This is a genomic window from Paenibacillus sp. SRL342 (assembly GCF_984798905.1).
Genome location: NZ_OZ481790.1, coordinates 6,384,959 through 6,399,355, shown reverse-complemented (window position 1 = coordinate 6,399,355; position 14,397 = coordinate 6,384,959). Strand labels below are relative to the sequence as shown.

9 protein-coding genes are annotated in these 14,397 nt (G+C 47.2%); 8 read left to right on the top strand and 1 reads right to left on the bottom strand.

Going from position 1 to position 14,397, the window contains the following annotated elements; translation table 11 throughout:
* Nucleotides 1-832 precede the first annotated feature (832 nt).
* From secA to AC4E8D_RS28135, 3 genes are all read left to right on the top strand, one after another.
* Nucleotides 833-3,337 carry a preprotein translocase subunit SecA gene (secA, locus tag AC4E8D_RS28145; RefSeq protein WP_490205440.1) on the top strand — a complete coding sequence of 835 codons (2,505 nt, stop codon included), beginning with the start codon at nt 833-835 and terminating at the stop codon, nt 3,335-3,337.
* 442 nt (nt 3,338-3,779) lie between these two features.
* A protein-coding gene (gene prfB / locus AC4E8D_RS28140; protein WP_101313559.1) for a peptide chain release factor 2 occupies nt 3,780-4,893 on the top strand; the annotation gives its coding sequence in 2 pieces (ribosomal slippage) (nt 3,780-3,851 and nt 3,853-4,893; 1,113 coding nt in all).
* A 132-nt stretch (nt 4,894-5,025) separates the two neighbouring features.
* A complete protein-coding gene (locus AC4E8D_RS28135) occupies nt 5,026-5,934 on the top strand; it encodes a YitT family protein (RefSeq protein ID WP_076209832.1) in 909 nt (302 codons plus the stop codon).
* A 280-nt stretch (nt 5,935-6,214) separates the two neighbouring features.
* On the opposite strand, the gene cls is transcribed toward AC4E8D_RS28135, so the two are convergent.
* The gene (gene cls, locus AC4E8D_RS28130) at nt 6,215-7,663 is read right to left on the bottom strand and encodes a cardiolipin synthase (protein WP_047840656.1); all 1,449 of its coding nucleotides are present in this window, start codon (nt 7,661-7,663) and stop codon (nt 6,215-6,217) included.
* Nucleotides 7,664-7,993: 330 nt separating this feature from the next.
* Here cls and argC point away from each other — a divergent pair, with 330 nt between their 5' ends.
* The 5 genes from argC to argF all read left to right on the top strand — a co-directional run bounded on the left by argC (nt 7,994) and on the right by argF (nt 14,360).
* Nucleotides 7,994-9,043, top strand: a complete 1,050-nt coding sequence (argC, locus tag AC4E8D_RS28125; protein WP_490205439.1) for an N-acetyl-gamma-glutamyl-phosphate reductase — start codon at nt 7,994-7,996, stop codon at nt 9,041-9,043.
* Between the two features lie 131 nt (nt 9,044-9,174).
* Nucleotides 9,175-10,413 carry a bifunctional glutamate N-acetyltransferase/amino-acid acetyltransferase ArgJ gene (gene argJ, locus AC4E8D_RS28120; RefSeq protein WP_221824000.1) on the top strand — a complete coding sequence of 413 codons (1,239 nt, stop codon included), beginning with the start codon at nt 9,175-9,177 and terminating at the stop codon, nt 10,411-10,413.
* A gap of 336 nt (nt 10,414-10,749) precedes the next feature.
* Entirely contained in the window at nt 10,750-11,589 is an 840-nt protein-coding gene (gene argB, locus AC4E8D_RS28115; RefSeq protein WP_221824002.1) for an acetylglutamate kinase, read from the top strand.
* 354 nt (nt 11,590-11,943) lie between these two features.
* Nucleotides 11,944-13,197: an aspartate aminotransferase family protein gene (locus AC4E8D_RS28110; RefSeq protein ID WP_169479733.1), complete on the top strand. Its 1,254-nt coding sequence runs from the start codon at nt 11,944-11,946 to the stop codon at nt 13,195-13,197.
* A 197-nt stretch (nt 13,198-13,394) separates the two neighbouring features.
* Nucleotides 13,395-14,360, top strand: a complete 966-nt coding sequence (gene argF, locus AC4E8D_RS28105) for an ornithine carbamoyltransferase (protein WP_221824004.1) — start codon at nt 13,395-13,397, stop codon at nt 14,358-14,360.
* Nucleotides 14,361-14,397 lie beyond the last annotated feature (37 nt).

Sequence of the window (14,397 nt, the reverse complement as noted above, 5' to 3'; positions counted from 1 at the left end):
TTTGGAAATAAAATGGTGAAACTATTCCCTATGCTGCTGCGTCTAATAGATAGTAAGAAGAAGCACAAACTGTAAAAGTTTACTGCCAGATTCCGATGCTTACGAAAATATTCGTATACCTACATTCGAGAACTGGATATTGAGATTTCCATCCAAATTTACCATTGAAATTCGTTGACAGGGCTGTCTATCCTGCAAAATGAAACATGACAATCGAACGCTTCCGCTAACGACTATGATTTTTTGCACTTAAACTCCATTTGATATGTCTTAGAAGTTCAAAGAAGTGTGCCGTGGCGTGTTGCGGCGGCCCTTACAAACTGTTACAATTTATGCAAAGAGAATCATTGTCCTGATGGAGAATTGTCAACGAATGATCACTAATCATAATCAATGACAGGCACAGCACCATGAACATGATTCGCAAGGCTCGGGCTTCGGCTAGTTTTTTTAATAACCGGATCCGTTTGAATACCGAATCAGCTTCATGAGGAACCCTTGGCAAGCCTGAAGTTGATTCATCATATTACTTATTAGCATATGATTTGAATTTGATTTTTACACCGATGACGAAGAGGGCAGAAATGACCTGTAGAAGCGAAGCGTTCGCCTTTATCCCCGGATTTAACCCTCTGAGAAGAGAGTTTAAAAGAAATCAGGGGATAACAGCGATCGAAAGGACATTCTGGCAACTGAGTTGATGAAGTGTAACCCTCATTAAGCTCAAATTATATTGTTTGTCACCCCCGGGCAAGTGGATGCAACATCCATCCGATGGTGTCGCGTGGCGGCAACAGGGGGTCTATTCTGTTTTGCACGAAAGGGGTATACCATGCTAGGACTTGTCAAAAAGATCTTCGGCGACATGAATGAACGTGATGTTAAACGTCTGATGAAGACGGTCGATGTGATCAATAAACTGGAACCACAATTTCAGGCGTTGTCTGATGAACAACTGAAAGGTAAAACGGACGAATACCGTGCTCGTATTGAAAAGGGAGAAACAACAGATGAACTTCTTCCTGAGGCATTTGCAACCGTACGTGAGGCTTCACGCCGTGTACTGGGCAAACGTCACTACGATGTACAGATGCTGGGCGGTATTGCTCTGCATGAAGGCCGTATTTCCGAGATGAAAACGGGTGAAGGTAAAACGCTGGTAGGAACACTTCCGGTATATCTGAACGCGTTGATGTCCAAAGGTGTACACGTGGTCACAGTCAATGACTATTTGGCACAGCGGGATAGCCAGGAAATGGGACAAATCTATGAATTCATGGGCATGACGGTAGGGGTTAACCTGAGCGGGATGGACCATGCCTTGAAACAACATGCATATGCATGTGATATTACGTACGGAACGAACAACGAGTTTGGTTTTGACTATCTGCGTGACAACATGGTGCTCTACAAAGAGCAAATGGTACAACGTCCATTGTTCTTCTGTATCATTGATGAAGTAGACTCCATCTTGGTCGATGAGGCGCGTACGCCACTCATTATCTCTGGACAAGCTCAGAAGTCGACGGATATGTACTATGCAGCAGATCGTTTTGTGAAACGTTTGGTGCCGGAAGAAGACTTTACGGTAGACATTAAGGTGAAATCCGTAGCGTTGACTGAGGCAGGCGTGGCAAAAGCAGAGAAAGCATTTGGTATCGAGAACTTGTATGACCATGCCAATGTAACTCTCAACCATCACATCGTGCAGGGCTTGAAAGCTAATGCAATCATGCGTCGTGACGTGGATTATGTAGTCAGTGATGAGGAAGTTATGATCGTTGATGAATTCACAGGTCGTCTGATGTCTGGACGTCGTTACAGTGATGGATTGCACCAGGCGATTGAAGCCAAAGAAGGCATAGAAGTACAAAACGAGAGCATGACGCTTGCTACGATTACCTTCCAGAACTATTTCCGGATGTACCGTAAACTTGCGGGTATGACGGGTACAGCGAAAACCGAGGAAGAAGAGTTTAAAAAAATCTACGGTCTCGAAGTACTGCAAATTCCAACTAACCGCCCAAACAAGCGGGATGACATGGCAGATGTCGTGTACAAGAGCATCGATGGTAAGTTCAATGCCGTTGTAGAAGAAATCGTGGCACGCCACTGTAAGAATCAACCGATTCTGGTAGGTACAGTGTCCATTGAGAACTCTGAACGCCTGTCTGACATGCTTAAGCGCCGTGGTGTCAAACACCAGGTACTGAACGCCAAGTACCACGCGGAAGAAGCAGAGATCATCTCAGGAGCTGGTCAAGCGGGTGCAGTAACGATTGCAACCAACATGGCAGGACGGGGTACAGATATTATCTTGGGTGATGGTGTAGCTGAAGTAGGCGGCCTTCATATCATCGGTACAGAGCGTCACGAATCACGCCGGATTGATAATCAGCTGCGTGGTCGTGCGGGACGTCAAGGTGACCCGGGTTCAACACAATTCTACCTGTCACTGGGTGATGAATTGATGAGACGTTTCGGTGCAGATAATGTATTGAACATGATGGAGCGCCTTGGTTTTGAAGAAGACCAACCGATCGAGAGCCGGATGATTACCCGAGCAGTAGAATCAGCGCAGAAGCGTGTTGAAGGTAACAACTTTGACGTGCGTAAAGTCGTTCTCCAATATGATGATGTCATGAACCAACAACGTGAAATTATATATAAACAGCGCCGCGAGGTACTGGAGTCCGAAAATATCAAACAAATCGTTATGGATATGATCAAACCTTCCATTGAACGTATCGTTGAAGCACATTGTAGTGACGATATCCCGGAAAACTGGGAGCTTCAGGAAGTTGCTGATTACATGAACAGCAAATTGCTGGACGATGGTTCCATAACAAAAGATGATCTGTGGGGTAAGGAAGCAGAAGAGATCATCGAGTTCCTGTTCACGAAAGTTCAGAACAAGTACAATGCACGTGAAGAGCGAATTGGCGAAGAGATGGTTCGTGAGTTCGAGAAAGTGGTTGTGCTCCGTGCAGTAGACAGCAAGTGGATGGATCATATCGATGCAATGGATCAATTGCGTCAAGGTATCCACCTTCGTGCCTACGGTGGTACAGATCCACTGCGTGAATACCAGTTCGAAGGCTTCGAGATGTTCCATCAAATGATCGCTTCGATTCAAGAAGAAGTAGCGACTTATGTGATGAGAGCACAGATCGAGAGCAATCAGGAGCGTCAAGCGGTTGTTGAGGAAAGTCAGATCTCGACAAGCGGTGAACCTGCTGAGAAACGTCCTGTGAAGGTTTCTGACCAAATCGGACGTAACGATCCATGCCCATGCGGTAGTGGCAAGAAGTTCAAACACTGTCATGGTCAAGAGTAGTACAATGGTTTTTATATACACTCTATAGTGTAATAAGTTGAACCTTGATTTTACACCATAACGGAGAGTGCAGAAGCAATCTGAAGAAGCGGAGCGTTCGCCTTTATCCCCGGATTTTACCCTTTTGTAAGGGGATTAAGAAAATCTGGGGATAAGAGCGATCGGAAGATGCTACTGCAATCGGAGTAACAGGTGTAACATGAATGAGGTCAACTTAGATAGCATGACATGAATGGCTCCTTGCAGCCGGGTATTCCATAGGATGAAGTGAAGGATGCAAAACCGATTAATGGTGCATAGTTATAATAATAAGACCATGATCACGGGGAAGAGGTATACTGATACAACAGTAGTCTCAACACCAGGGTGACGCATCGGAAACTTGATCTGGAGGAATGCCCTGGATGCGGGGAGCTTATCTTAATGAAAAGAGGAATTGCACATGATCGATCCAAACGTGAAGCATGACCTGCGTGAAATAGGCAAGAAACTAACCAACCTTAGGGGGTCTCTTTGACTTAGATCTGAAACAAGAGATGATCGGCAACTTCGAAGTGAAGATGTCTGCCCCCGATTTCTGGGACGATAGTGACAAGGCGCAATCCGTAATCGCTGAGCTAAATGCGGTGAAGGGATCTGTGGATCAATACACCAAACTCCAACAGGATTATGATGATGCGGTGATGATGGTAGAACTGGCTGACGAGGAAGGCGACGAAGACCTCGCTGCAGAGATCGGTAGAAGCGTCACGGCGATCGTGAGCAAGGTGGCAGAGTTCGAACTTCAGCTGCTCCTGAACCAGCCGTATGATAAGATGGATGCCATTCTAGAGCTTCATCCAGGGGCAGGTGGTACCGAGTCACAGGACTGGGGACAGATGTTACTCCGGATGTACACACGTTGGTCCGAGAAGCGTGGCTTCAAGGTTGAGGTTCTGGATTATCTGCCAGGAGATGAGGCGGGGATCAAGAGCGTCACGCTATCGATCAAGGGGCACAATGCTTATGGTTATCTGAAAGCCGAGAAGGGTGTACACCGACTGGTGCGGATCTCTCCTTTTGACTCATCGGGCCGTAGGCATACTTCCTTCGTATCATGTGATGTGGTTCCTGAGATTGATGATACGATTGAATTGGACATTCGAACAGAGGATCTCAAGATTGACACCTACCGTGCGAGTGGCGCGGGTGGACAGCATATCAATACCACCGACTCAGCCGTGCGGATTACCCATCTTCCGACAGGTGTAGTTGTAACGTGTCAGAATGAACGTTCACAGATCAAGAACCGTGAGCGGGCGATGAAGATGCTTCGTTCGAAATTGTATGAGCGTAAAATTGAAGAGCAAAAACAACAGCTGGATGAAATCCGAGGAGATCAGTCGGATATTTCATGGGGTAGCCAGATTCGCTCCTATGTGTTCCATCCCTATAGTATGGTAAAGGATCACCGTACAAGCGTAGAGACAGGAAATACAGGAGCAGTAATGGACGGCGACCTCGATGCATTCATCGATGGTTATTTGCGTAGCCAGATTAAAGTAGAAACCGATTAATATAAGTTCCTGTATGGACCCATACGTGTAGGCGTATGCTGGTGTATACGGGAGCTTTTTTTTGAATAATTTTATAGGATAGAAAAAATGAGCGAACAACTGATCAGTCACATAAAAGGAGAACACGATGACATGCAACAACGATCACAACTTCACAATAATCGCAAAAAGAGGATAACTAGCCTCATTCCACTCAATGGTCCATGGAGAAACGTCGTGGATACGGTATCTATCATTTTAGGTTCGTTTTTGATTGCAGTGGCCTTTAATTTATTTTTATTACCAAATCAGATCGCTTCGGGTGGGGTGTCCGGGTTATCAATTCTGGGCAAGGAATGGCTTAATTGGGAGCCGGCATATACCCAGTGGGCAATTAATATCCCACTTTTGATTGCGGGTTTTCTGCTTATTGGAAAGCAGTACGGTGTACGCTCCGTATTGGGCAGTATTGTCCTGCCACTGTTAGTCTATCTCACGAAGGATTGGGCCATTCCAACAACGAATCCGCTACTTGGTTCACTGTATGGAGGAATTGGCGTTGGTCTCGGTATCGGAATTGTGTATCGAGGTAGAGGATCAACAGGTGGTATGAGCATTCTTGCCAGAATCGTACAGAAATACAGTGGACTGAGTTATTCTCTGTGTGTCGTAATCATGGATGCTACCGTTATTATTATGGCTGCATTTGTGTTGTCATTGGAGCAGTCTCTCTATGCACTAATTGGGTTGTATGTTACCGGTAAAGTGATCGATGCCGTTGAGATGGGCCTAGGCTTTTCCAAGGTGGCGTATATTATCTCCAACCAAACAGAAGCGATTAGCAAAGTGATTCTGGATGACTTGGATCGGGGATTAACGAAGCTGGAAGCCAAAGGCGGTTACACCGATGATCAACGAACAGTACTGATGGTCGTGGTTGGACAAAATGAGGTACCAAGACTCAAAGCGTTGATCCGGTCTGTGGACCCGGGAGCATTTGTCATTATCAGTAACGCGCATGAAGTGCTTGGTGAAGGTTTTAAGCGGGGAGAGCATGTGTGAACTGGTTGAAAATATAATGAGTGAGCCAATATAGGCTCATAAGTTTGAAAATTTAAGAAAAAAAGCAGGTACGCCCTCCTCTGAGATAACGGAGAGGGAGTACCTGCTTTTCTATTATTAAAAGTTCAACTTAACATTTCACATAACGGAGAGGACAGAAATATCCTGAAGAAGTGGAACGTTCGCCTTTATCCCCGGATTTTCCCCTTTAGAATAGGGAATCAAAAAAATCTGGGGATAACAGCGATCGGAAGGATGTGCTGTCATCGGAGTGCCACCACTACAGAATCGGAGACAGCAGACGGGAAATCGCTTCTTTGAAGCGGATGATCAGACTGCGTTTTTGGTATTCATCGAGCGTCATTTCTCGCGATACATGCAGGTCGTGTTCAAAGGTTTGTACCAGTGCTGTCGCAATCGCTTCATCATACATAAAGGCATTAACCTCAAAGTTCAACCGGAAACTGCGGTAGTCAATATTGGCGGTTCCCACGGATGCAACCAAACTGTCAATGATAAGTGTTTTGGCATGAATGAAACCATTGTCGTATATAAATACTTTGGCGCCAACTTTTAACAACTCACCAATATAAGATAATGTAGCCCAATATACAAAGGCGTGGTCGGGCTTATTTGGAATCATAATGCGAACATCTATTCCGGACAGACACGCGAGACGAATAGCTTCGAATACACTGGCATCCGGGATAAAATAAGGCGTTTGAATCAGAATGGATTGTTTGGCCCCGTTAATCATCTTGAGATAACTGTTCTTGATATGTTCAGTCTCTGCATCCGGTCCACTGGAGACAATCTGCATGGCAATCTTTCCTGTGCCCTCGATATGAGGGAAATGCGCCGGAACGTAAGGTGTATCGTGTTGTTTGGACGCTTCATTCCAATCCAGGAGAAAACGAGTCTGCAGCGCATGAACGGCGTTCCCTTGAATACGCAGATGTGTGTCACGCCAGTAACCGAATTTCGAGTTCAAGCCCAGATACTCATCTCCGACATTAAACCCGCCCGTGTATCCAAGGTTACCATCAATGATGACAATCTTCCGGTGGTTCCGGTAGTTCATTCGCAAGTTGATTAGACTGAATTTGGAGGGGAAAAAGACTTCAACCAAACCGCCTGCTTCGCGCAATTCTTTGAAAAAGCGTTTGGATACCCGCCGTGATCCGAGCGCGTCATACAGTAAACGAACTTTAATGCCTTCCCGCGCTTTGCGGATAAGTGCATCCCGAATTCTTTTGCCCAGACGGTCGCCTCTATAAATGTAGTATTGTACATGCACGTGATCCTGAGCCGCTTCGATGTCATCCAAGAGCCGTTGGAACTTGTCTGTTCCGTCCGTAATGATCTCAACCGCATTATCTTCCGTCACCAGAGCACCGTTCTGCTTCAGGTTCATATAGATCATGTCCTGGCTAGTCTCGGTTGCTTGGTTGCGGAAAGGAGTGCGGTTATCGTGCAACTGCGTGAGCTGGGCTTCAATACGTTCCTCTAGCCCGAGCTTCTTACGTTCCTTCCACTGGAAAAGCCGGTATCGGGTCAGATTCTGACCAGTTAAAAGATAAAGTACAAACCCAAACACCGGAATAAAGTTCAAGACGAGCAGCCAAGCCCATGAAGCGCTGGCATCCTTCCGTTCGAAGAAAACGACTGCTGCCGCAAAAATAATATTCAGGCCAAGGAGTACAATAAGTAAAATGGATTCGATATGCACTATAGTCCCCCACGTCTCATAATGACCATCATGAATCTATTCATATGTCCTTGATTAGCAGGTTAGTTATGAATGAGACCCTGATTGTAATGTTTCCTACTAATACGTATTTTAACAGATGTATACCTATTCGTCCCGGATGAGAAAAAAGATATGTTCGGATTGGATGGAAATCCATGTGAAATTGATGATAGAGTGTTGTATTTATATAACCAGAGTCGTATAATAATACACAAATATGCATATAAGCGACGGAATTGCTGTGTTCAAGTATCCTTCAGGCAAGGACATAGCACAAGTAGCGCATACATCGAGATTGGGGGAGCGAGAGTGAATAACAAATTAAGAGTTGCAATCGTCGGTTCCACCGGCTACGGCGGGGTGGAGCTGATTCGTTTTTTCCAGAACCATCCGCAGGTTGAAATCACATCGGTGATCTCATCATCGAGCAGTGGTGAGTCCATCGCAGATGGATTTCCGCATTTGACGGGCGTGATTCACAGGCCACTCGACGGTGTGGATCCGGCTGAAATTGCGAGTCGTGCGGATCTGGTATTCACAGCGACCCCGTCCGGCGTAAGTGCTAAGCTCGTACCAAGCCTGCTGGCAGCAGGACTTAAGGTGATTGACCTGTCTGGCGATTTCAGACTCAAGGATGGAACGGTGTACGAAGAGTGGTACAAACATCCGGCTCCTCCAGCTACTTTGCTGGAACAAGCGGTATACGGCATGGCTGAGGTGTATGGCGAAGAAGTGAAGGGACAGAATTTTATATCCAACCCAGGTTGTTATCCAACGGCTACACTTCTTGGACTGATCCCTGCTGTAGAGGCAGGCTGGATTGATCCTTCTACTATTATTATTGATGCCAAATCAGGCGTATCCGGAGCGGGACGTGGAACAAGTCTGACAAACCATTATGCAGAGATGAATGAGAATTTCAAAGCCTATAAACTGAATAAACATCAACATATTCCCGAGATCGAACAAGTGCTTGGCAGTATAACGGGAACGCCAGTTACGGTTACCTTCACAACACATCTGGTGCCAATGACACGTGGAATCATGAGTACGATGTATGCAAAACTCGTTGGGGAACACAGTGATCGGGAGATCGTAGATTTATACCGCAAATATTATGAGAACAGACCTTTCGTGCGTGTACGTGAACCGGGCATCTGGCCTTCTACCAAAGAAGTGTACGGATCCAACTATTGTGATATCGGATTTGCGGTGGATCCTCGCACAGGTCGTTTAACGATTATTTCGGTCATCGACAACCTGGTGAAGGGTGCTTCCGGGCAAGCGATTCAAAATATGAACCTGATGATGGGATGGGAGGAGAACCTCGGGCTGAACATGACACCGGTATATCCATAAGGGATTGGAATTCAAGAGGAGCACTGGAACACTCGGTGTAAAAGTGCTTTCTCGGAGTCAACTTAGGAAGAACGGATCAGGTAAGCAGGCGGATCATCAGCATATGGCTGAACGCATACGGGGGATATGATATGGGAACGAATGTGGAGCAACATACTTTTACCGTGGTTGAGAACGGAACGATTGTAACCCCTGGGGGATTCACTGCTGGTGGACTTCACTGCGGATTAAAAAAGACATCTCGTAATGACATCGGAGCGATCCGATGTGATGTGCCGGCTACAGCTGCTGCTGTATACACAACGAACGTGTTTCAAGCAGCACCGCTTAAAGTAACGCGCGAAAGCTTGAGCAACGGACGCCTTCAGGCTGTTATCGTTAACAGTGGTAATGCGAATGCATGTACAGGGCAACAAGGGGAAGAAGATGCATATGCGATGCGTTCGGCCGCTGCGCGTGAGTTGGGTGTGGCAGAAGAGGATGTAGCTGTAGCTTCCACAGGTGTCATTGGGGAATTGCTCAAAATGGATGCTGTACATTCAGGCATTACCGGACTTCCGGCGCATATGGGCAAGGAGTCGAATGAGGCGGAACAATTTTCACAAGCGATTCTGACAACGGATTTGGTGAAAAAGGAAGCTTGCGTCTCCGTTCTGGTTAACGGTAAGACGGTTACGATTGCGGGAGCCGCCAAAGGCTCGGGTATGATTCATCCGAATATGGCGACGATGCTCGCTTTCATGACCTCTGACGCGGTCATTGGTGCAGAAGCGTTGCAGCGCTTGCTGCGCCAGGCAACCAATCATACATTTAACATGATTACCGTTGATGGGGATACAAGTACAAACGACATGCTGGTAGCTATGTCCAGTGGTTATGCAGGCAATGAAGAGCTGACCACAGAGCATCCAGATTGGGACGCTTTTGCAGCCGGCTTCACCTATGTTTGCCAAGTGCTAGCCAAAGCCATTGCTCGCGATGGTGAAGGAGCAACCAAACTGGTTGAGGTAGAAGTTACAGGTGCGGTAAGTGATGAATCCGCGCAAGCAATCGCGAAAACTGTCATCGGTTCGAGTCTTGTGAAATCAGCCATGTTTGGCGCAGATGCCAACTGGGGACGGATTATTGCAGCCGTAGGGCGTGCAGGACAGCCGGTGAACCCGGATACGGTAGATATCCGTTTGGGAGATATCTCGGTACTTGCGCAGTCCCGCCCAGTCGTATTCGACGAAGAAGTGGCACTGGCGTATTTGCAGACTGATACAGTTCGCATTGTGGTGGATCTGCACCACGGCGAAGGAACAGCAACAGCCTGGGGCTGCGACCTGACGTATGACTACGTCCGAATTAACGCAGCATACCGCACGTAATAAGTCTTTGGGATAAAGGTTTTGCGAAACAGCTGTCTTCTATTGTGAAGCTGTTTCGTGAGATGATTCAAAAATTATCAATAAAATTTAAACTTGTTGTTTGGTATTGAACATATAGCGATAGTAATGGAGAAGACGGAATTGATTCTGCAGAAGCGGAGCGGTCGCCTTAGTCTCCGGGTATTCCCCTATATAGGGATAATTCAAGAAACCTGGAGACAACAGCGATCGAAAGAACAATCCGAATTCGGAATGGACTCCTACCAGCCTTCGTCACCTTATAAAAGTGTTATATTTTTTTGAATGTAATTTTTACTATGGAAGGAGCTTGCCCTCATGAATTCAACAATGCCAAACAAGAGTACCGCAACGGAAGCGAGCACAGAGAAACAGATGTTTGTCATGAAATGTGGAGGCAGCACGCTGGCAGCATTGCCTGAGTCTTTCTTTGCGGATCTGCGTGATTTGCAGTCTCAGGACACGCAGCCGGTAATCGTGCATGGTGGAGGTCCTGCGATCTCAGATAAACTTGCGAAGCTTGGTATCGAAACCGAATTCGTTAATGGCCTGCGCAAAACGACTGAACCTGTGCTGGACGTAGTGGAGATGGTGCTTGCGGGCAGTATCAACAAACAGATCGTGCGTTTGATTCAACGTGTGGGCGGCCGTGCACTAGGCTTGTCTGGCGTGGACGGGGGTCTGATTCAGGCTAAACCTGTTACAAACCACGCAGAGATCGGTTGGGTAGGCGATGTCACTGGTGTGAACGCAGAGATTATCCAAGGCATCGTGAACATGGGTTACATGCCGGTTATTGCACCAGTTGGCGTAGATGCAACTGGACAACGCTACAACATTAACGCAGATACAGCGGCAGGTGCAGTGGCGTCTCATCTCGGCGTAAGTCGGATGATTGTCGTGACTGACGTTCCTGGCATCATGAAGAACGTAGGCGGCGAGAAAAAAGTACTGCCATCCGTATCTGTACAAGAGATTGAGGACATGATCCAGACCGGAGAAATCTATGGCGGCATGATTCCCAAAGTGCGTGCAGCAATTGCATGTATTCATGGCCAAGTACGTGAGGTCGTCATCGTAGACGGCAGCGAACCTCAAATCCTGAGCCGAGTGCTCAGCGGAGAAATCATCGGAACAAGAATCATCCGTATGCAATAAGGTTCATTTGGGTTCTTATACAAGATAAAAAATATGTGCACGGCTTTTTTATATAAGAAATCTAATATTACACTCACAATAACGTAGGGTGCAGAACCAATCTGAAGAATAAAAATGCATAACGGAGAGGACAGAAATAACCTGAAGAAGCGGAGCGTGCGCCTTTATCACAGGATTTTCCCCATTGAAGGGGAATAAAAAAAATCCAGGGATAACAGCGATCGGAAGGTTGTTCTGTCATCGAAGTGGAGTATGCATACGTTCGGAAGATGGTTCCGCAATCGGAGTGGTCTAGTGTAAATCAGGTTTCTTATATAATTGCTCGTGTACCAACCAATAAGGAGTGATATGGTCATGGCAAAAGGCAACGAACAGCCAGGTTCTGGCACAGCGGTAGCGGGCGCAACAGCAACAGGTGCAGCGGCACAGACGGAAAGCTCGCTTTTCCAAACGTATGCACGTTATCCAATCAGTCTGGTCAAAGGTAAAGGCAGCTGGTTGTGGGATGACCAGGGAAATCGATATCTCGATTTCATGTGCGGACTCGCTGTAACTAGCCTGGGCCATGCACCGGAGAAAGTCGGAGCCAAGCTGAAAGCTCAGATTGATGAGCTGTGGCATGTATCCAACCTGTTCCAGATTCCGGGCCAGGAGAAAGCAGCAGCATTGTTGACAGCCAATACATGCGCTGACGCGGTGTTTTTCTGTAACAGTGGCGCTGAAGCGAACGAAGCGGCTATCAAAGTTGCACGTCGTTATCACCAGAAGGTGAAAGGCACAGATCGCTATGAAGTGATCACCTTTGCCCAGTCCTTCCATGGACGGACACTCGCTACACTGACAGCAACCGGACAGGATAAGGTGAAAGAAGGATTTTTACCATTGCCAGCCGGATTTGTAACCGTACCTTTGCATGATATCCCTGCGCTTGAAGCGGCAATTGGACCCAACACAGCAGCTATTATGCTGGAAATGGTTCAGGCCGAGGGTGGTGTATATCCGGTTGAGCCGGAATTCGTCAAACATGTACGGAAATTGTGTGACGAGCATGGATTGTTGCTCATTGTTGATGAAGTTCAAACGGGAATGGGACGTACGGGTAAACTGTTTGCACACGAACATTATGGCATTGAGCCAGACGTGTTCACCGTTGCCAAAGGTATCGGCAGTGGTTTCCCTGTAGGCGCAATGCTGGGTAAAGGTTTCCTGCGGGATGCGTTCACGCCAGGTAGCCATGCGACAACATTTGGCGGAACACCACTTGCTTCATCCGTTGTAATTGCAACAATCGAAACGATGCTGGAAGATCGCTTGCCAGAGCGTGCAGCGGAGATGGGTGAATACCTGATGAGCTCCCTGCGGAATCGTTTGGCAGGCAATTCCTTTGTGAAGGAAGTTCGTGGCTTGGGATTGTTAGTCGGTATTGAATGTGCTGAGCCGGTAGGTGATATAGTGCTTGCTGGGCAAAAACGCGGGATTTTGTTCGTCTCTGCAGGACCAAATGTGATTCGTTTGCTTCCGAACCTGTATGTGAGCAAAGAAGAGATCGACGAGGCAGTATCGCTGGTAGCCACATTGATCGAAGAGCACGTAGCGGCGAAAGCCTAACATAAAAATGAGAACCTTTCTGTCTCGGGGCCATTACCGGCCTCGAAGCAGAATGAGATGATGAATCCCTGTAGCCGCGCGGTGAAATTGCAGAAGGCGGGAATGAATAAATCCGAGAAGCATCCAGACAAAGTGTTAACGGTGCTCTCTTCTGCCCGTGCGGGTGCAGGGAACCGGAAATAAGGAGGACATTATACATGACAGCACAACAGACGGAAAAGATTCAGAAGATTGATCTGAGAGGCCGGGATTTTATCGAATTCACGGACTACACAGCTGAGGAGATTCGTTATCTGCTTGATCTCGCAATTGAGATTAAAGGCAAGCAAAAAAGCGGTGTACCTTTTCAACCGTTGAAAGGCAAAACGATCGGACTTATTTTTGAAAAGTCATCCACACGTACGCGTGTATCCTTTGAAGTGGGCATGTTCCAATTGGGTGGACATGCGCTCTTCCTGAGCAAAAATGATATCCAGCTGGGTCGCGGGGAAACAACACATGATACAGCCAAAGTATTGTCCCGCTACCTGGACGGCATCATGATCCGTACCTTTGGACACCATAATGTAACTGAACTGGCAGAGCATGCCGATGTTCCGGTCATTAATGGCCTGAGCGATGCAGCGCATCCTTGCCAGGTACTGGCAGACTTCCAAACGGTACTGGAGCACAAAGGCAAGCTGGCAGGTCTGAAAATGGCCTACATCGGAGATGGCAACAACATGGCGCACTCCCTGATGCTGGGTGCAGCGAAGATGGGTATGCATGTTGCTGTAGCAACGCCAGAAGGCTATGAGCCGGATAGCGCGGTTGTGGAGCAGGCACGTATTATCGCACAGGAGAGCGGTTCTGAAGTGACTGTAACGTACAGTGCACAGGAAGCTGCGAAAAATGCAGATATCGTGTATACGGATGTATGGGCGAGCATGGGCTTTGAGGAAGAGCAGAAGATTCGTGAGCAGGCATTTGCGGCATATCAAGTGGACGAGGAACTGATGAAAGGCGCGAAGCCGGACTACATGTTCTTGCATTGTCTGCCAGCACACCGCGGCGAAGAAGTGAGTGCCGGTGTAATTGACGGACCGAACTCCCTGATCTTTGATCAGGCGGAGAATCGCTTGCATGCACAGAAAGCATTAATGGCTGCTTTAATGAGCGAATAGCTGCTATTTCATTGAATGGGTTGATTTTAGGCGCAGA

Excerpts from the sequence above, each read along its gene's own strand:
- argF (WP_221824004.1), top strand. The coding sequence starts at position 13,395 with ATGACAGCACAACAGACGGAAAAGATTCAGAAGATTGATCTGAGAGGC.
- secA (WP_490205440.1), top strand. The coding sequence starts at position 833 with ATGCTAGGACTTGTCAAAAAGATCTTCGGCGACATGAATGAACGTGAT.
- argB (WP_221824002.1), top strand. The coding sequence starts at position 10,750 with ATGAATTCAACAATGCCAAACAAGAGTACCGCAACGGAAGCGAGCACA.
- argJ (WP_221824000.1), top strand. The coding sequence starts at position 9,175 with ATGGGAACGAATGTGGAGCAACATACTTTTACCGTGGTTGAGAACGGA.
- AC4E8D_RS28135 (WP_076209832.1), top strand. The coding sequence starts at position 5,026 with ATGCAACAACGATCACAACTTCACAATAATCGCAAAAAGAGGATAACT.
- AC4E8D_RS28110 (WP_169479733.1), top strand. The coding sequence starts at position 11,944 with ATGGCAAAAGGCAACGAACAGCCAGGTTCTGGCACAGCGGTAGCGGGC.